We start from the raw sequence: 17,468 nt of genomic DNA, 5'->3' as shown, positions 1-17,468 counted from the left end.
ATCGTGTTATAGGGCGTAAGCATTACGCCCCTACCGCATGATATTATTTTATCATACCAATATCCTGCAGATGGTTACAATTCACTGGCATTCCTAATCCTTTAAAATTGCTACAATAGCGTCATTTATCTTATAGTTTTTATAATTAAAATTTCAAATTAGAATTAGGCACTTTTATGCAAATTTTTCGTTTTTTTGAAAGCCGTCTTGACCCTTATCCCCATGATGATTATGCCCTACCCACGGATAATTTTTTAAAATTTTTGTGGGCGTGTACCCAAGGTTTGCGTGGTTGGATTTTGGCGTTGATGGTGTTGACCGCCTTGATTGGGGTGTATGAGTCGTTGCTGTTTGCGTGGATTGGTAAGGTTGTGGATTGGTTGGGGCATTATACCCCTGCGACTTTATGGGCAGAAAAAGGCAATACGCTTCTGATGATGGGGGCGGTGTTGTTGGTCAGTCCGTTGTTGGTGGCGTTAAGCTCGCTGATTCATTTTCAGACACTTCAAGGCGTGTTTCCGATGCAGATGCGGTGGCGGTTTCATCGGCAAATGCTAGGGCAGTCGATGCAGTTTTATCAAGATGAGTTTTCGGGACGGGTGTCCGCTAAGGTGATGCAGACCGCCCTTGCGGTGCGTGAAACCATTATGACGATTGCTGATATGTTTGTGTATGTGTCGGTGTATTTTATCAGTAGTGGGGTGATTTTGGTCAGTTTGGACAGTTGGCTACTTGTGCCGTTTGTGCTGTGGCTGGTGCTGTTTGTCAGTACGGTGGCGTATTTTATCCCCAAACTCAAAGCCTCTGCCAGTCGCCAAGCGGACGCTCGTGCGTTGATGACAGGACGGATTACTGATGCGTATGCCAATATTATGACGGTGAAGCTGTTTAGTCATTCCCGCCGTGAGCTGAGTTATGCCAAGGATGCGATGGGTCAGTTTATGGACACGGTGCATGACCAAATGCGATGGGTGTCACGCCTTGAGGTGGTCAATCATACCATCAATGTGTTGTTGGTGGCTTCGACTGTGGCGATTGGGCTGTATTTGTGGGGGTATCAAGGTCTAAGCGTTGGGGCGATTGCGGCCGCCACAGCGATGGCGATTCGACTGAATGGGTTGACGCATTGGATTATGTGGCAAACGGCGAGTTTATTTGAAAATATCGGTACGGTACAAGATGGGATGCGAACTTTATCCAAACCGCATACCGTCATCGACCAGCCCAATGCAGGGGCATTGGTGGTGAGCCGAGGCGATATCGTGTTTGACAATGTTGATTTTAATTATGGTAAAGTGAGTGCGACAGACGCTGATGCAGGCGAGCGTAAATTGCTGGATAATTTTAATTTACATATCCAAGCAGGTGAAAAAATCGGTTTGGTCGGACGCTCTGGGGCAGGTAAATCGACTTTGGTCAATTTGTTATTGCGGTTTTATGATGTGGATAGTGGGGCGATTTTGATTGATGGGCAAAATATTGCCAATGTCACCCAAGAGAGTCTACGTCAGCAAATTGGTATGGTCACGCAAGATACCTCGCTATTGCACCGCACCGTGCGTGAAAATATCGCCTATGGTCGCCCCAATGCCAGTGACGCAGAGATTTTGCAAGCCAGTCGCCAAGCCCATGCTCTTGACTTTATTGAACTGCTTGCTGATGATAAAGGTAACCGAGGCTTAGATACCCAAGTGGGTGAGCGTGGCGTGAAGCTATCGGGCGGACAGCGTCAACGTATCGCCATCGCTCGTGTGATGCTTAAAAACGCCCCTATTCTGCTATTGGACGAAGCGACTTCGGCACTGGATAGCGAAGTGGAACACGCTATTACCGATAGCTTGAATGATATTATGGCAAACAAAACTGTGATTGCGATTGCTCATCGGCTTTCGACCATTGCTTCGATGGATAGACTAGTGGTAATGGATAAAGGGCAAATCGTGGAGCAAGGCAGTCACGAGCAGTTATTGGCACAAAATGGCGTGTATGCTCGCTTGTGGCAACGTCAAAGTGGTGGGTTTTTGGGAGAGGAAATGGATGAAGATAATGATTAACAGGGGCATGGCGAATTAACTTGACTTTTCGCCATATCCAATTAGCATAACCGTTTAAATTTCCCTTGTTTTATTAGGAATTGCACCATGCACCAAATCGACCCCGACCTACTCAAAAAATCCACCCATTGGCGTGATGACATTCAATTTACCCAAGACGTATTGGGTAAACCTTTTCAATTTACTAGCACTTGGGGCATTTTTTCCCCAGAAAAACTCGATGACGGTAGCTTGATGTTACTCGATTACATCGACTTTAAGCCTGATGATAACTCGATTGACCTCGGCTGTGGCTATGGCGTACTCGGTATGACCGCCAGCCGTGAATGTCCCAATGGTGAGCATTTACTCATCGACAAAGACTTTGTGGCAGTGGAATATGCTAAAATTAATTGCCAAAAAAATGGCTTAACCAACGCCCACGTTCAGCTATCCAATGGTTTTCGTGATGTGGCTAAAGACAAAAAATTTAGCCTTGTGATGAGCAATTTGCCTGCCAAAGCCAGTAAAGAACAGCATTATCTGTATTTGCTCGATGCCTACAATGCGATGGAAAATGGGGCAAGATTTTATGTGGTGACGATTAATGGCTTGCGTGATTTTATGAAACGCTCATTTACCGAAGTATTTGGCAATTCGGATAAAATCAAACAAGGCAAAACTTATACCATTACCTTAGCAGTTAAGGATTAACGCACCATAATTTGAATCGGCGTTTGCACATTTTGGCTACGGCTACCATAACTGCCATTGGTTTGCGATTGATTATTCACATAGCCAATGGTTGTCCATTGATTCGGACTGTATTGGCATGGGTGACACTGACAAGGCTTAACCCCAATAAGGCTATTGCCTTGGTGATGTTACCGATGATGGGTTGCAAAAATTTAAGTCCTAGCTTAGTCAACTTAAAGCCCCAATACATCCTGCATATCAAATAAGCCATGATTTTGCTGATTGACCCACACCGAGGCACGCACCGCACCACTGGCAAAGGTCATACGTTCACGGGCTTTATGGGTGATTTCGACAATTTCACCATCGGCAATAAACATCACCGTATGGTCGCCAACAATCTCACCGCCACGCACCGCATGAATACCAATTTCACCTTGTTTACGCTCGCCAGTCTGCCCCTCACGACCATAAATGGCAACGTCTTTGAGGTTTTGCCCACGAGCCTTTGCCACTGCTTCTGCCATCATATAGGCTGTGCCTGATGGGGCATCAATTTTGTGTTTATGGTGGGCTTCGATGATTTCGACATCTGCCGTATCCCCAAAGGCTTTACTGGCAAGTTCGAGCAGTTTTAAGGTCAAATTCACGCCTGTTGAATAGTTACCTGCATAGACGATGGCAATTTTTTTGCTGGCTTGTTGTAAAACAGCATTTTGCCCATCATTTAAGCCAGTCGTCCCAATTACCATGTTGACGCCTTTTTCGGCACATAACATAATATTTTTTGTGGTGGATTCGGGCAGGCTAAAGTCAATCAATACCTCAATATCATCAATCACTTGTGCCAAATCATCAACCAAAGCTACGTTGGCTTTATCAAGATTGACCAGTTCGCCTGCATCGACCCCAACAAGGCTTGAACCTGTGCGTTCAATCGCTCCTGCCAAAATAGTGGCTGGGTTTTGTGCCACGGCTTGAATCAGCATCCGTCCCATACGTCCGCCTGCTCCAATAATACCGACTTTTATCATATTTTTTCCCTAACATATCATCACAAAAAGGTTTGTAACTAAGTTTAACTGATTAAAAAACCTTACACACACAATTTTTTGTATCAATAAGCAAAATGCGTTAATATTTTACTTTTATTAACCCATGATTATCAATCCATTCAACCTATCTAGTCGAGTGAGCCAATGCGTATTCCTGCAATGCTTTCAGCCCCAACACCGTTATCATTAATCATCACAGCAAGTCTGTGTCTGACTGCCTGTAGCAATAGTACATCATCATCTAATAAAGCCACACCCAGTATAGACCCTATTAACTCGTCCACTACACCGAATACACCTGCATCAACACCTGTTCCGACACCTGTTCCGACACCTGTTCCGACACCTGTTCCGACACCTGTTCCGACACCTGCTCCAACGCCTGCTCCAACGCCTGCTCCAACGCCTGCTCCAACACCTGCTCCAACACCTGCTCCAACACCTGCTCCAACGCCTACGCCAACGCCTACGCCAACACCTGCACCTGCTCCAGTGACCCCCATCATTGTCACGCCAGCCCAGCGTATTGCCACTGCAGAAGCCACAGGGGATAGCCTTGCGGTCGTTGATAATTGGGCAACCGATGAAGCGGTACTATTACAACAGATTATTTCTGCGACCCAACAGCAACAAAGCCATTTTCAGTCCATTGTTCAATCTATCTTAACCAATAATGGGCAAGTATTGAATCTGACGTTCCAAGGTATCAATGATAGTAATACCCTTAAAGCCACCCACCCATTTATGAGCCGAGATTTGCTGACGAGTGATACTGGTTCGGCGATTAGCACTATCGCAGAGGTGAATGGTGGACGCTTCCTTGGCTATAGCGTGGATATTTTAGCAAAATTTAATAATACTGAATACCAACCGCATCAACCTTTGTTACAACGCTCACTGAATTGGCTGATTAAGGGCAATGCCGACACCAAGCTAGCCACAGGCGAAGCTTTTACCATTGCTTATACAGGCTATAATGAAAACAACATCAAGAATTATTTTGCCAAAACCTATGGCATCACGCCCACATTGGTCAAATGTGATTTATTAGACCCGAATAATACCTGTTGGCAAACGGCTAATTTATTGTTAATTGGCAGTGGTCATGCCGTGCCGACCGATACACCTGCCTTAGCATCGCTCTTTAGCCAATATCAACGCAGTCAAAAGCCATTACTGTATATCAGTGGTGGTTGGTGGGCAAATAATGATGGACGAGATAACTTTATTCGTCATTATGGGGTGGATTTACAGGGTTATGCAGGTAATTATTGGGCAGACCCCAAAAATCTGACGTCCTCTGAAGCCAATACCTTGGGCAATATTCTTGCAAAAACCGAACGGCTTGCCAATGCCTCACAGTTATTGACAAAAATTCTCAATAACACGCCCTTTACCGTGGATGAGTTTAACCAAGCCAAAACCACGATTGGTCAATTACAGGCATTTTTTAACCAACAAAATCAGTTAGGATTTAGCCTATTTTCACAAAACATTATACCTGCAAAAGATATGCTGATTTTAGCCGATGGTTGGCGAAAAACGGCGGTCTATGATGGCTTTATTAATGATGACATTGCCAATTATCCACGCACCCTCAAAACCTTGATAGCGGATACATGGGTGGATTTTAACCGCCAAACCAGCATTGCCCCTGCCCAAGGTGCAGGCGATTATATGCCACGTACTGCCAATGATTTGAGTGTGTCCACCGAATGGGAAACCATCACGTTGACACTGCCACAAAGTAGCGGTATCACTGCCATCGGACGAGCGTCTATTCCTGCTAAAGGGGTGGAGATTCAAGTCGTTGATGCAGGTGGGGCGAATTTAAGTTTGCAAACAGGCTATTTACGCACCGTCAGAAATATCAATACCCCCAACCGCTATGACCATCCTGCCAAACCCAATAGCGTCAACGTGCCTTTATCAAGCCAAATCAGCCATTTTAACAGCCCATTTGGTGGCATTTTGATGCTAAATTTTAACAATGCCAAACCCTCACAAACTGTGACGTTAAAAATCAGAGGGGTTGCCAAATATGCCCATTTTGATTTTACCCAAAATATGAGCCAGCAAGACATTGATGAGGCAACCACTGCCCTCAAAAACAATCTATTTGGTTGGAGTAGTATCAAATTTGTGGGCGGTGAAATTCAACAGCTTAACAGCAAAGCCCTCAATAACATCGGCATATCGACTCCGCAACAATATGCCCAAAAACTTAAAACCGTCATTTTTGACAGTAATCATCTCGCCAATGGCTACAACAATATCCCATTGGACTATTCGACACAAACCTATTGTAATCAGTTGGGGTGGGATTGTATGGGTGATATCCACCGCCCACCTGCGGTACAGCATATGGTTGGGTGGTTGTCTGCGTGTGGGGCATTATGCTCAGGTCAACCGATTGATGCGTTTTATGGGGTCGACACAGGCTGGGGCTGGGTACATGAATTGGGTCATAATACTGTGAAACGTGTGCTATCCATGACCTTTAAATCTAGTCAAACAGGCAACACCATTGGCTGTGGTACAGAGTGTGATAATAATATTTTGGCAGGGTTAAGCATGCTTCGCAAAAATGAAATCTACGCTGAAGACGATAATGGCTATAACTTTGCTCATTGGGATTTGTATAAACAACTCAATGATAGCCGAGCCACAGGCAAAACAGGGGAAGCCCTACGCCTAGATATGGAACAACGCTTATGGTCAGGCGATGGCTACACCAACGCCAATGCCAAACAAGCCATGACCGTGCAACTGGCATTGCTATATACCAAATATCACCAAGCCAAAGCCATTCCTGATAGCCAAGGGGTATTTGAGTTTTTCCGTTTATTAAATACTGCCAATCGCCTTATTGATACACTCGACCTCAAAACCGCCACGCCAGAAGAAAAAGCCAAATATGGATTGGGAGCATATATGGATAAAAGCTTTAACACCCCAGAACTGGTGTATATGTTATCCTCAAAAATCATCGGTAAAGACATGAGAAATGTCTTTGATATGTATGGATTACCGATTTCGGATACCGCTAAATCATCGGTCGCCATGCTCAATATGCCGATTGCACCGCTGGATTTTTATGCCTTACCCAAAGGACAGGCTAACCATTTGGCAAAAGGTCAATGGGTCAGCGTGCCAAGCCAAGGGCTGTTAAATAACTATCCTTATGCGATTAATTGATAAATCCTAATCATAAAAAAACCGCCCAATCATCCTTGGGCGGTTTTTGTTTCACGTGAAACATTTTGGCTTAATCAAACAAATCCTTGACATCATCTTTCAATTTATCAAAGAATGATTTCTTCTGCGGTGATTGCTGATGTTCACCCATCGTTGCTTGAAGGTGACGAAGCAGTTCTTTTTGTTCATTGTTTAAATTGGTTGGGGTTTCGACCACCACTCGGCATAGCAAATCGCCTCTCATACTGGTGCGAACTGGGGTCACGCCTTTGCCTTTGATACGGAAAATTTTATGGCTTTGCGTGCCTTCTGGAATGCGTAAATTGATGCGTCCATCGAGTGTTGGTACTTCGACTTCTTTGCCCAATGCCACATCCGCAAAACTCACAGGCACATCCATATATAAGTCAGCCCCTTCACGTTTGAAAATCGCATGGTTTTTGACACGGATTTCGACATACAAGTCACCGCTTTCACCGCCTTGGATGGCTTCGCCTTCACCACTTAAACGCACACGGTCGCCATTATCGACACCTGCAGGAATCGTGACTTCAAGGGTGCGAGATTTTTCGTTGACACCCGAGCCATGACACACATCACAAGGGTTTTTGATTTGTTTGCCAGAGCCATGACAGGTTGGGCAAGTTTGTTGCACCGCAAAAAATCCTTGTTGTATCCGCACCACGCCATGACCACCACAAGTTGGACAAGTCACGATGTCACTGGCATTTTTTGCCCCTTTGCCATCACAGGCTTCACAAGGGGCAGGGGCGGTAAAGGTGATTTCTTTTTTGACCCCATTCACGGCTTCTTCGAGGGTCAATTCGAGCATATAGCGTAAGTCCGAGCCACGGCGTTGGCGACTACCGCCACGCCCACCGCCCATACCGCCGAATAAATCGGCAAAAATATCTTGGAAATTACCCCCACCCATGTTACCAAAGATATCTTGGAAGTTCGCACCACCAAACCCACCGCCAAAACCGCCACCGCCCATGCCATTTTCAAAGGCAGCGTGTCCCATACGGTCATACGCCGAGCGTTTTTGGCTATCGCTCAATACTTCATAAGCCAGAGAGGCTTCTTTGAATTTTTCTTCGGCATCTGGGTCATCTGGATTGCGGTCTGGATGGTATTTCATCGCAAGCTTGCGGTAGGCTTTTTTGATTTCTTGCTCATCAGCCGTTTTACTAACACCCAACACTTCATAAAAATCACGCTTCGACATTTTCGACAAACTCCAAAGGTATCAAGGATAAGTTTCACGTGAAACATTTTGCCACGCCAACATTGCCATATAAGTAGGTGATGGCTTATGCTGAACACACTTATCAATATAAAAATGATTACGAAAAACAGGTAAAATTTGTTGTATTAATGGTGATAAACTGGCGATTTATCAAGTGAACTTTGAGTAAATTAAGCAATTTTATAGATTTAATATGAGCTAAATAAAAGAATTATCCATGAAAAAAATTATTACCCTTGCCATGTTACTGCTGATTGTATTCGTGGGGGCGGTCTTTGCCTCGCCCTACTGGACACTGTATCAACTCAAAAATGCGTATGATGCCAAAGATACCCAAGCCATCACCGCCCATATTGATTTTGGCAAGCTACAACAAAGTCTAAAAGCTCAACTCACACCTGTGTTGGTCGCAAAAGTCGAACACGTCACCGCCTCACCAATATTGCAAGCGTTAAATCTAAATGTCGATGCGGATAGTATGGTCAGTAAAATGGTGAATCGAGCGGTGGAAAATACTGTGACTGAAAATGGCGTTAACAACCTGTTAAATGGTCAAACAACGCTTGCTAGTCTTGATAGCAATGCCAAATTATTGGGCGGATTGACTGCGGTTGCGATGGATAAAATCGATGTAAAGGATTTAATCATGGCTCGCAGTCAAGATGAGTTGAGCGAAAAGCTCAAACAACAACTAAGTCAGCCCAATCCCAATGCGGTCACAGTAAAAGATTCGGCAAATTATTGCGGATTTAACTGCTTTGCGGTTAATACACAAGTCAGAGGTTATCCCATTACGGTAAATATGGAACGGCAGGGTTTTGTTAATTGGAAAGTGGCTGGGGTTAAGTTGCCGATTTAATTTTGACATGTTTAAACAAGATTTAAGAAAATAGGGCGTAAGCATTACGCCCCTACAAATCTATCGTATTTCCCTGTCAAATTACTGTGCCATCAAAACTGCTCAATCTCATCTTCCGTCAAAAACCGACTTTCACCTTTTTCCAATCCCTCAAGGGTAATCGTCCCAATACTGGCTCGGTGCAATGCCACTACTTTATTACCAAAATACGCCATCATGCGTTTGACTTGGTGGTATTTACCCTCAGTCAAAATTAGCGTGGCGTGGGTGTCATCAGTAAATGACAATTCCGCAGGTTTGGTTTTGTCATACTCACCCTCTAGCATGATGCCTTTTGCCAATTCTTTAATTGCAAAGGCTTGTTGTTCATCAGACATTGGGTCGGCAAGGGTAAGCTCATAGACTTTGGCAACGTGGTGTTTTGGGCTGGTGATACGGTGCAAAAATCCGCCATCATCACTCAAAATCAATGCCCCTGTGGTATCGACATCTAGCCGTCCTGCAAGGCGAAGACTGCCCAATTCGGGTACGTCAATCAGCTCGGTGACGATGGGGTATTCTTTGGGTTTGAGCGTGCTTTCAAAGCCCTCTGGCTTGTATAGCAAGATATAGCGATTGCCCTCGGCAACGGATAACGCCTCGCCCGCCCATTCGATGTCGTCATTGATTTCATCAACGTGTTGGCTTGGGTCTTTGATTACCTCACCATTGACGGTGATTTCGCCTGCGTGGAGGATTTTTTTGCAGTCACGGCGTGATAATTCGGTGGCTTTGCTCAAGAATTTATCTAGTCTCATTTTTTTGCACTTTTATTCATTGCTAATTTGCCAATTAGTGTATCATATTTCATCAGTGTTTTTTGCAACAAAGCTTTTTGATTATGCTAACCAAAGGAACTAGAAAATGAGTTTGGATAACTTAAACTTGCATAACTTGCCAGACGCATTATTGCCCTACAAAGATAATATCTTGGCAATGATGAAGCGTGAGATTTGATTTCACTTGTCTTGCACCTCTTTCTACCATGCGAGGTATTTGGAAAACTTTATCAAATGTAGTGCATTAGCAATGTAAGTGAAGTTTTTGACCACAAATATTACTCAAAACAACTTATGATATCTGAGTGGAAAAATATTGACTAAAATCAAAGAGAATCAGTATGAAAGGCATTGAAAAATAAGGTAAAAAACCTTGACAAGGTAAATGACCCAAACTATTATTGAAAATGATAACCAATACCAAAACAATGAAGCTCCTACACATCATCATTTTGATATGGTTATCAGCTATCAGTACAGACTGGTAGTTTTTCACAACATTAATGAAAGGGAAAACGTATGAAAAAGTTATCAATCTTAGCAATAACTGCCACTGTAGCTATTACACCTGCTTTTGCAGATGTAACGTCTAATTATAATACTCCTGTATCTACTATTCAGCAAGCGGATTTATCGTTCGCTTTTGATAACGCAGAAAATCTACAAGCAATGGCAATGACTGATAAGCAAATGGCTGATACGGAAGGTGCTTGGGCAAATTTTGCTGTAGGTGCAGGAATTGGAGCTGTAGGTGGTCATTTTAGTTATATGTCTAGTGCAATTGCTAGTAATAGTTATAATTGGAAGGCTCATGGAGCTGCGGTTGCTGTTGGTGCAGGTAGTGGTTTATTAAATCCAGTTTCAAAGGCAACCCATTTGGTTAATGGTATGAGAGGAGTAGCTGTAGCTACAGTTGGTGCTGGTGCGGTGGGCTATGCAGGGCGTTAATTAAATATCACTTTAATTTAGATAATAGTAAGGTAGTTCGGTTTTTATGGTGAACTGCCTTACCAATAGTTTTTAAGGACGACTTAATGTGTCTGATTTATTTCTTGCCTATACTGGATTTACCGTTGGAATAATAATTGGCTGGATTAAATTTATGCCAAAAGTTAAGGATAAACCAAATATATATAGAACGTTAAATGGCATAGCAATTCTTGCTATGATTGTTAGTTATTTTCCATATAGAAATTTTATAGAAAGTTTATCTGGTAAGCTAGTATTTTTGCATCTCTTAGTTTTTATAACTTATTGTATATTGTTATCTTTGATTATACATTTTTTCCTTAGTCTTTCTAAGAAGAAAGAGCATACCTGATTACTTAATAAATTTTCTGTAAAATTAGATTTTTTCACTTCTAACTTTACCAAAAGATATAAGACCTACTATAAAACTAGGTTTTTGCTTGAAATTAAGTTTATGATGTAGTCAGAAAATCATTTTCTTTACAAAAATTTTGGTTATGCTTATCTTATATCTAATTGCTACGCTTGCTTTATTTATCGGTTGGTTTAAAAACATACCGAAAATTTCTCAGAATAAATGCTTAGAGTCATCATTTTTTTTGATATCAGTAATCGTTTTGACTTGGTGTTCTATTAGTATTGTAAAAATAACAGGCAACCTTGATGCCAACTTGGCTTTGGTATATTTAGGTTGTTATTTTGGTTATTTATTTATCATCAGTGTGGCTTGTTATCATTTAGTAGAACTTCTTTCAAAAGAAAAAAAATAGTTAGAATCTTTTTTATGAAGAAAAAATCTTTAAAAAAATTTCTAGTTGTTAGACCAATTTTTCAATTCGGTTGCTAGATCTCACTGAGAATGTCAAAGTGATGTTCTAATTTCATCTGTTATCTTAATCGCCATCTCTGCTATCTTAATTAGATACTCATATTTGGCATGCAAAACAAACCATAAAGCCTTGCTTTACTTTGGTTCTGCTAACCAATCCGTATATCTGGTGCAATTTTAAGCACTCAAGGTATTTATTTTGTGGTTATTGGTTTATCTATTTTTATTTTTTTATTGATTGTTGCATTTACAAAATCAAATAAAGCTCATGAGTATTTTATGAATTTAAAACTTCTATTATCAGTCCTATCTATCCTACCACTACTAGCTCACGCCGACTTACCCTTAACCGTTTCCGATATCTTAGCGGATAAAAACCGTTTTAAACTTGACACTGACTTTAGTTATTATAATCATCAAAAATCATCGACTGCCCTACAAGGATTTGAACCCATAGATTTAGGTAATGGGCGTATGGTTTATTTGCCATCGCTGGGCGAGAATCATACCAATACCGACAGTGTCATCATGGGGCTTGGACTACGTTATGGCATGAATGATAAATTAGAGATTGGTATAAAAGGCAATGGTATCTATCGTAATACTCGTAACCAAAGTGCTATAGATTTGACTAGTACAAGCGATTCATACCTCAACGATATCAGCATCAGCACCCAATATCAACTTACCAAAAACCACAAAAAACTACCCGATAGCTTGATGTTTGGTGAACTATCTATCTATAACAACACACAAGGACTAAGAAGCAAAAACGGTGCATCTACTCTTATTGGTAGTACAGTCTACACAGTCAATGACCCTATTGTGCTAAGCTTGACAGGCACTTATCATCATCAAGCAAGCCGTGAGAGTGATGTTGGTACACGTGTAGATTTGGGCGACATTGCCATGCTAAATGGCTCTGTCGGCTTTGCGGTCAATCCAGATATAACACTCACAGGCGGTGTGGGTGTACGCCACAAATGGGCAGACAAAAATGAGTTAGGCAAACTAGAGAACAACAGCACCCAGACCACACTAAATCTAGGGCTAGCTTATGCACTTACCGCCAGAAGTAATTTGATTACCAATGTTCGCACTCCAATTTCAGGTACAGGTGGCAGTACATTGTCGCTTGGATTGACGACCAAACTTGGAGAGTTACCCCCCCCCTTATCACAAAGATATCGCCAACTCAATTCTATTGAGCGTATCCAATGAGATGGGCTACTTTTATATTATTTACCTTATGTGGTGTAAACGCCTATGCTGGCGGATACACTATTCATAATGGTCAAGTATTAAGCACCAAAACTACTTGGCAAGATATTAAAAATCGTAAGGTTACCAAACAAGATGTTGATTATTCTTGTGGTGCATCATCGTTATCTACTATCCTGACTTACTTTTATCAAAACCCCAAAAGCGAAAGCGAAATTTTGGAGGATATGGCATTAAATGACCTAATGGCATCGTTTTTGGACTTGGCGAAAGTGAGCGAAAAATATGGCTATAATGCTCATGGTATGATGATGGATTATGAATCGCTTGCCAAAATCAAAATTCCTGCTATTGTCTATGTTAATCACAAGCGTAGTGACCATTTTAGTGTAGTGCGTGCCATTGATAAGCATAATGTCTATTTATCAGATTCCAGTTGGGGCAATCGTAAACTGACACGTAAACAGTTTGAGAAACTTTGGCTTACTGCCGATAATCACACTGCAGGTAAAGCACTTCTGATTTTACCAACTACCGAGACCCAAAAGCAACTCAGTGATAGCACATTTACCGCCATTAGCGACACACAGAACCTACTTAGAGAAACTCCTATTTTGTTTCGTCGGTTTATGTAGGTTTTAAAATTCTACTGGGATTGTTCTTAATGTCTTATTCCACTTTAACCGCCCCCTGCCAAGCCACGTTAGAAATCAAAAAAAGCGAGTTTCTCGGCTTTGCCTATCCGATTGACGACCGAGAGCAATTATTGTTTCACGTGGAACAGCTTCGCCAAGCCTACCCAGACGCTCGCCATATCTGCTACGGCTACATCATCGGCGACCCCAATAACACCACATCGGCAGGGTTTGATGACGATGGCGAGCCGAATGGCACAGCAGGCAAACCGATATTGAACGTGCTACAACACAAAGCCATTGGCAACTGTCTGATTGCAGTGGTACGCTATTTTGGTGGCATCAAACTGGGGGCAGGTGGGCTAACTCGTGCGTATAGCAGTACCGCTCAGTTGGTGGTGGATAACATGACATTGGCGGAATATGTACCGTTGGCGGTGGTGACGATTGACACGGATTTTGCCAATGAGTCGTTTGTGCGTCATCAACTGGGTACGGTGAATGGGCGGATTTTGACGGTGGATTATGGTAAAAATGTCAGTTTAACGGTGGAAGTCGCACAGCAAGATATCAAAGATTTGAGTGATAATATTGGTTTTTATGGTACTGTTAAAAGTATGGATTAATCAGAAATTTGTATAGATTTTCACTAATTAGAATCCCTCTGTTGTAGGGTGGGTTAGCGAATGCGTAACCCACCCTACGATTTGCTTAAATTATACTGTGAATACAACTTCTAAATTTATTTAGGGCAGTAAGCCCCCTCTTTTGTAAAGAGGGGGTTGGGGGAGATTTAAGAAGGTTGATGAATCTTACTCCTTGCATTAGTTTTCATTTTGATAAATTTTGTTGTTTAGGATAAATGGGTTTACAATAAGTCAATTTTTACTTCAATACGATAAGAAGATGACCATGCCAACTTTACACCAATTACCACTAAAACCATTTCGCACGCCATTTTTTTTATCCAATCCCCACGTTCAGACGATTTTACCCAAGTTTATCAAACTCACCAAACCCAATTACCAACGCCATTTACACGCTGACCGCACAGGCACAACCCAAGTGGCGTACGACTTTGTATTCGCCAATGCGGACGGCTCGCCCAATACTGACAAACCGCTTGCCATGATGTTTCACGGACTGGAAGGCAGTAGCGACAGCCATTATGCCGTTGCTTTTGCCAGTCATGCCAAAAATTTGGGCTTGGATGCGGTGATTGTGCATTATCGTGGCTGTGGTGGCGTGACCAATACTGCCGAACTCGACTACAACGCAGGCGATACTGCCGAGGCTCAACACGTTTTTACATGGCTAAAACAGCATTACGGCTATCAACATATCCTCGCCAGTGGCGTGTCGCTCGGTGGCAATATGTTGGCTCGCTATATGGGTGAGCAGGGTGACAATGCCCTATGCGATGGGGCGGTGGTCATCTCTGCCCCTGTGGATTTGACGACTTCTGCCAAAGCCATGCACCGCTTTGTTGCCAAGCGAGTTTATACGCCCTATTTGCTCAATCCCCTGCTTGCCAAAGCCTTTGCCAAAATCGAAGACCCCGAATTGGTGAATGCGTTAAAAAATATCAAAACCATTGACCAGTTTGATGAGCTTTATACCGCCCCTCGACATGGTTATGGTACTGGGGCGGATTATTATGTGAAGGCATCGGCATTGCCTGTGCTAAAGAATATCACCAAGCCAACTTTGATTATCACCGCAAAAGATGACCCATTTTTGGGGATTATCGCCTCGCAAGCGGATGTGTCGCCCAGTGTGCGGTTGTTGTATAGTGAGCATGGTGGTCATGTGGGGTTTGTGAGTTTGCAACGCAGACAAGCATGGGGTGAAAAACTGCACGTGAATTGGTTGCCACAGACCACGTTTAAGTTTTTTGAGTGGATTATGGGCAATGATAAATCGTCAAATGATGCCAAACCCCAAAATTAAAGCCAAAAAGGTATTTGTAGGGGCGTAATGCTTACGCCCTTTATTTCAAGGTTGAATTTGGGCGTATTCAATACGCCCCTACAAGACCTATCTTATTTTCCATTTAAACGACTATATTACAGCTAACAGTGCATATTTGACCTTTTGAAATTTGTACTTTGCAAACACTTTATCATTTCATTTTTTTGCACAAGACAAAATTTTTATCAAGGTAGGGTGCGTTCCACGCACCTTTACAAATCAATCACTTAAAATGGTGCGTAAAACGCACCTTACAGTCTTGCATAAAATTGTCGTGTGCAGAGATTTCATTTACAATAGCTTATTCTTTTTTTAATGCTAATAAGCAGTTATTTTTATAGGCAAAATTATGCACATTCATATTCTTGGTATTTGCGGTACATTCATGGGGTCACTGGCTCTACTCGCTCGTGACTTGGGGCATACAGTGACAGGCTCGGATGCCAACGTCTATCCCCCCATGTCCACCCAACTTGAAAATGCAGGCGTTGAGATTATGCAAGGCTACTCAGCCAGCCACCTACAGCCCGCCCCCGATTTGGTGATTGTCGGTAATGCCATGAAACGTGGCATTGAAGCGGTCGAGTATATGCTAAACGAGCGGATTCCTTATACTTCGGGCCCTCAATGGCTTGCCGAAAATGTATTGCAATACCGTCATGTATTGGCAGTCGCAGGCACGCATGGTAAGACTACCACTACGACCATGCTTGCGTGGATTTTGCAGTATGCAGGGATAGATACAGGGTTTTTGATTGGCGGTGTGCCACTGGTCAATACTGAGGATAAAGCCTTGCAAAATGCCTTTAAACACAGCAGTTATCTAGGGGCAAATACCACTGCGGATAAAGAAGGCTATTTTGTCATCGAAGCGGACGAATACGACAGTGCATTTTTTGATAAACGCTCAAAGTTCGTGCATTATCGCCCAAAGACAGCGATTTTAAATAACCTAGAATACGACCATGCCGATATTTTTCCCAACCTTGAGGCGATTCAAACCCAGTTCCACCACATGATTCGCATGATTCCGTCAAATGGTCAAATCATCATGCCAGCAGGGACGGATAGCCTTGAAGAAACTATCAAAAAAGGCTGTTGGACACCGATTTGGCGGACAGCGGTCAATGATACCAATGCTGACTGGCAAGCCGAATTGGTACAAGCGGATGGGTCGGTGTTCCACGTGAAACACTTCCCTCTTAATGCAGAAAATGGCGAAATGGCAACGGTAAACTGGACCATGAGTGGCATACATAGCGTGAATAATGGCTTAGTCGCCATTGCTGCCGCTTATCATGTCGGTGTGCCTGTGGCAAAAGCCTGTGAAGCCTTGTCCAACTTTGCAGGGATTAAACGCCGTATGGAATTGGTCGGTACTATTGAAAAAGCAAATGGCACAATCGAAGTGTATGACGACTTCGCCCATCACCCTACCGCAATCGAAACCACACTAGACGGTGCAAAAAAACGCTTTGCTAATCAGCCAAATCGCAAGATTTGGGCGGTGATTGAGCCACGTAGTAACACCATGAAACTAGGCACTCATCAAGGCTTACTTGCCCCATCTGCCAGTATCGCTGACCATGTAATTTGGTATCAGCCATTTAGCCTTGATTGGTCGGTAGCAGATGCGATTGGCGGTGCTGAACGTCAGCAAGTGATGACTTCGACCGATGATATTATTAATCACATTGTCCAAAATATTGGTGACAATGATGTAGTGATTATCATGTCAAATGGGGGTTTTGAAGGCATTCATGGGCGGTTGGTAAAAGCTTTGCAAAGGTAATCACCTTTTATCCTAGGGTTATATAACCTTTGTAGAAAACCCATGATAGATTATCGTGATTTATTATCTGAAGTTACGCACTTCAATAAAAACAAGGTATTATAAAAAAAAGCAAGTCACTAAGAGCCGACAAATGAATAGAG

14 protein-coding genes are annotated in these 17,468 nt (G+C 42.8%); 11 read left to right on the top strand and 3 right to left on the bottom strand.

Annotation, left to right across the window (positions count from 1 at the left end; genetic code table 11):
• Positions 1 to 176: 176 nt before the first annotated feature.
• Positions 177 to 2,054, top strand: a complete 1,878-nt coding sequence (locus tag ACK1U4_RS10860; RefSeq protein ID WP_419401723.1) for an ABC transporter ATP-binding protein — start codon at positions 177 to 179, stop codon at positions 2,052 to 2,054.
• Positions 2,055 to 2,141: 87 nt separating this feature from the next.
• A complete protein-coding gene (locus ACK1U4_RS10855) occupies positions 2,142 to 2,747 on the top strand; it encodes a class I SAM-dependent methyltransferase (RefSeq protein ID WP_419401724.1) in 606 nt (201 codons plus the stop codon).
• A 215-nt stretch (positions 2,748 to 2,962) separates the two neighbouring features.
• Here the strand turns inward: ACK1U4_RS10855 and dapB are convergent, their stop codons facing one another.
• Entirely contained in the window at positions 2,963 to 3,763 is an 801-nt protein-coding gene (gene dapB / locus ACK1U4_RS10850) for a 4-hydroxy-tetrahydrodipicolinate reductase (protein ID WP_419401725.1), read from the bottom strand.
• Positions 3,764 to 3,928: 165 nt separating this feature from the next.
• On the opposite strand from dapB, the gene ACK1U4_RS10845 reads away from it, so the two are divergent.
• A complete protein-coding gene (locus tag ACK1U4_RS10845; RefSeq protein WP_419401726.1) occupies positions 3,929 to 6,982 on the top strand; it encodes an ImpA family metalloprotease in 3,054 nt (1,017 codons plus the stop codon).
• A gap of 70 nt (positions 6,983 to 7,052) precedes the next feature.
• Here ACK1U4_RS10845 and dnaJ read toward each other — a convergent pair whose 3' ends face one another.
• Complete coding sequence (gene dnaJ / locus ACK1U4_RS10840) at positions 7,053 to 8,210, bottom strand: molecular chaperone DnaJ (RefSeq protein ID WP_419401727.1); 1,158 nt, start codon at positions 8,208 to 8,210, stop codon at positions 7,053 to 7,055.
• 238 nt (positions 8,211 to 8,448) lie between these two features.
• On the opposite strand from dnaJ, the gene ACK1U4_RS10835 reads away from it, so the two are divergent.
• Positions 8,449 to 9,090 carry a DUF2939 domain-containing protein gene (locus tag ACK1U4_RS10835; protein WP_419401728.1) on the top strand — a complete coding sequence of 214 codons (642 nt, stop codon included), beginning with the start codon at positions 8,449 to 8,451 and terminating at the stop codon, positions 9,088 to 9,090.
• 92 nt (positions 9,091 to 9,182) lie between these two features.
• On the opposite strand, the gene ACK1U4_RS10830 is transcribed toward ACK1U4_RS10835, so the two are convergent.
• Entirely contained in the window at positions 9,183 to 9,887 is a 705-nt protein-coding gene (locus ACK1U4_RS10830; RefSeq protein WP_419401729.1) for a pseudouridine synthase, read from the bottom strand.
• A 540-nt stretch (positions 9,888 to 10,427) separates the two neighbouring features.
• Between ACK1U4_RS10830 and ACK1U4_RS10825 the strand changes: the two genes are divergently transcribed.
• From ACK1U4_RS10825 to mpl, 7 genes are all read left to right on the top strand, one after another.
• Entirely contained in the window at positions 10,428 to 10,856 is a 429-nt protein-coding gene (locus ACK1U4_RS10825) for a hypothetical protein (protein ID WP_419401730.1), read from the top strand.
• Positions 10,857 to 10,944: 88 nt separating this feature from the next.
• Positions 10,945 to 11,229, top strand: coding sequence for a hypothetical protein (locus ACK1U4_RS10820; protein ID WP_419401731.1), 285 nt, complete (start codon positions 10,945 to 10,947; stop codon positions 11,227 to 11,229).
• 756 nt (positions 11,230 to 11,985) lie between these two features.
• Positions 11,986 to 12,927 (top strand): hypothetical protein, encoded by a 942-nt coding sequence (locus tag ACK1U4_RS10815; protein WP_419401732.1) that lies wholly within the window; start codon positions 11,986 to 11,988, stop codon positions 12,925 to 12,927.
• Positions 12,924 to 13,562, top strand: coding sequence for a C39 family peptidase (locus ACK1U4_RS10810; RefSeq protein WP_419401733.1), 639 nt, complete (start codon positions 12,924 to 12,926; stop codon positions 13,560 to 13,562). The genes ACK1U4_RS10815 and ACK1U4_RS10810 overlap by 4 nt, the downstream gene beginning before the upstream one ends.
• Before the next feature lie 29 nt (positions 13,563 to 13,591).
• Positions 13,592 to 14,188, top strand: coding sequence for an IMPACT family protein (locus tag ACK1U4_RS10805; RefSeq protein ID WP_419401734.1), 597 nt, complete (start codon positions 13,592 to 13,594; stop codon positions 14,186 to 14,188).
• A 286-nt stretch (positions 14,189 to 14,474) separates the two neighbouring features.
• Positions 14,475 to 15,512, top strand: coding sequence for a YheT family hydrolase (locus ACK1U4_RS10800; RefSeq protein WP_419401735.1), 1,038 nt, complete (start codon positions 14,475 to 14,477; stop codon positions 15,510 to 15,512).
• A 370-nt stretch (positions 15,513 to 15,882) separates the two neighbouring features.
• Positions 15,883 to 17,325, top strand: coding sequence for a UDP-N-acetylmuramate:L-alanyl-gamma-D-glutamyl-meso-diaminopimelate ligase (gene mpl, locus ACK1U4_RS10795; RefSeq protein ID WP_419401736.1), 1,443 nt, complete (start codon positions 15,883 to 15,885; stop codon positions 17,323 to 17,325).
• Positions 17,326 to 17,468 lie beyond the last annotated feature (143 nt).

Origin of the sequence: Moraxella sp. TY6 (genome assembly GCF_048551375.1) — a bacterium.
Taxonomy (GTDB): Bacteria; Pseudomonadota; Gammaproteobacteria; order Pseudomonadales; family Moraxellaceae; genus Faucicola.
The sequence above is the reverse complement of the archived record's forward strand: the minus strand, read 5'-3'. Positions and strand labels throughout refer to the sequence as shown.

Bases quoted from the DNA above. Each gene is read 5' to 3' on its own strand.
- ACK1U4_RS10825 (WP_419401730.1), top strand. From the start codon at position 10,428: ATGAAAAAGTTATCAATCTTAGCAATAACTGCCACTGTAGCTATTACA.
- ACK1U4_RS10815 (WP_419401732.1), top strand. From the start codon at position 11,986: ATGAATTTAAAACTTCTATTATCAGTCCTATCTATCCTACCACTACTA.
- ACK1U4_RS10845 (WP_419401726.1), top strand. From the start codon at position 3,929: ATGCGTATTCCTGCAATGCTTTCAGCCCCAACACCGTTATCATTAATC.
- dapB (WP_419401725.1), bottom strand. From the start codon at position 3,763: ATGATAAAAGTCGGTATTATTGGAGCAGGCGGACGTATGGGACGGATG.
- ACK1U4_RS10860 (WP_419401723.1), top strand. From the start codon at position 177: ATGCAAATTTTTCGTTTTTTTGAAAGCCGTCTTGACCCTTATCCCCAT.
- ACK1U4_RS10805 (WP_419401734.1), top strand. From the start codon at position 13,592: ATGTCTTATTCCACTTTAACCGCCCCCTGCCAAGCCACGTTAGAAATC.
- mpl (WP_419401736.1), top strand. From the start codon at position 15,883: ATGCACATTCATATTCTTGGTATTTGCGGTACATTCATGGGGTCACTG.
- ACK1U4_RS10855 (WP_419401724.1), top strand. From the start codon at position 2,142: ATGCACCAAATCGACCCCGACCTACTCAAAAAATCCACCCATTGGCGT.
- ACK1U4_RS10810 (WP_419401733.1), top strand. From the start codon at position 12,924: ATGAGATGGGCTACTTTTATATTATTTACCTTATGTGGTGTAAACGCC.
- ACK1U4_RS10830 (WP_419401729.1), bottom strand. From the start codon at position 9,887: ATGAGACTAGATAAATTCTTGAGCAAAGCCACCGAATTATCACGCCGT.
- ACK1U4_RS10835 (WP_419401728.1), top strand. From the start codon at position 8,449: ATGAAAAAAATTATTACCCTTGCCATGTTACTGCTGATTGTATTCGTG.
- dnaJ (WP_419401727.1), bottom strand. From the start codon at position 8,210: ATGTCGAAGCGTGATTTTTATGAAGTGTTGGGTGTTAGTAAAACGGCT.
- ACK1U4_RS10800 (WP_419401735.1), top strand. From the start codon at position 14,475: ATGCCAACTTTACACCAATTACCACTAAAACCATTTCGCACGCCATTT.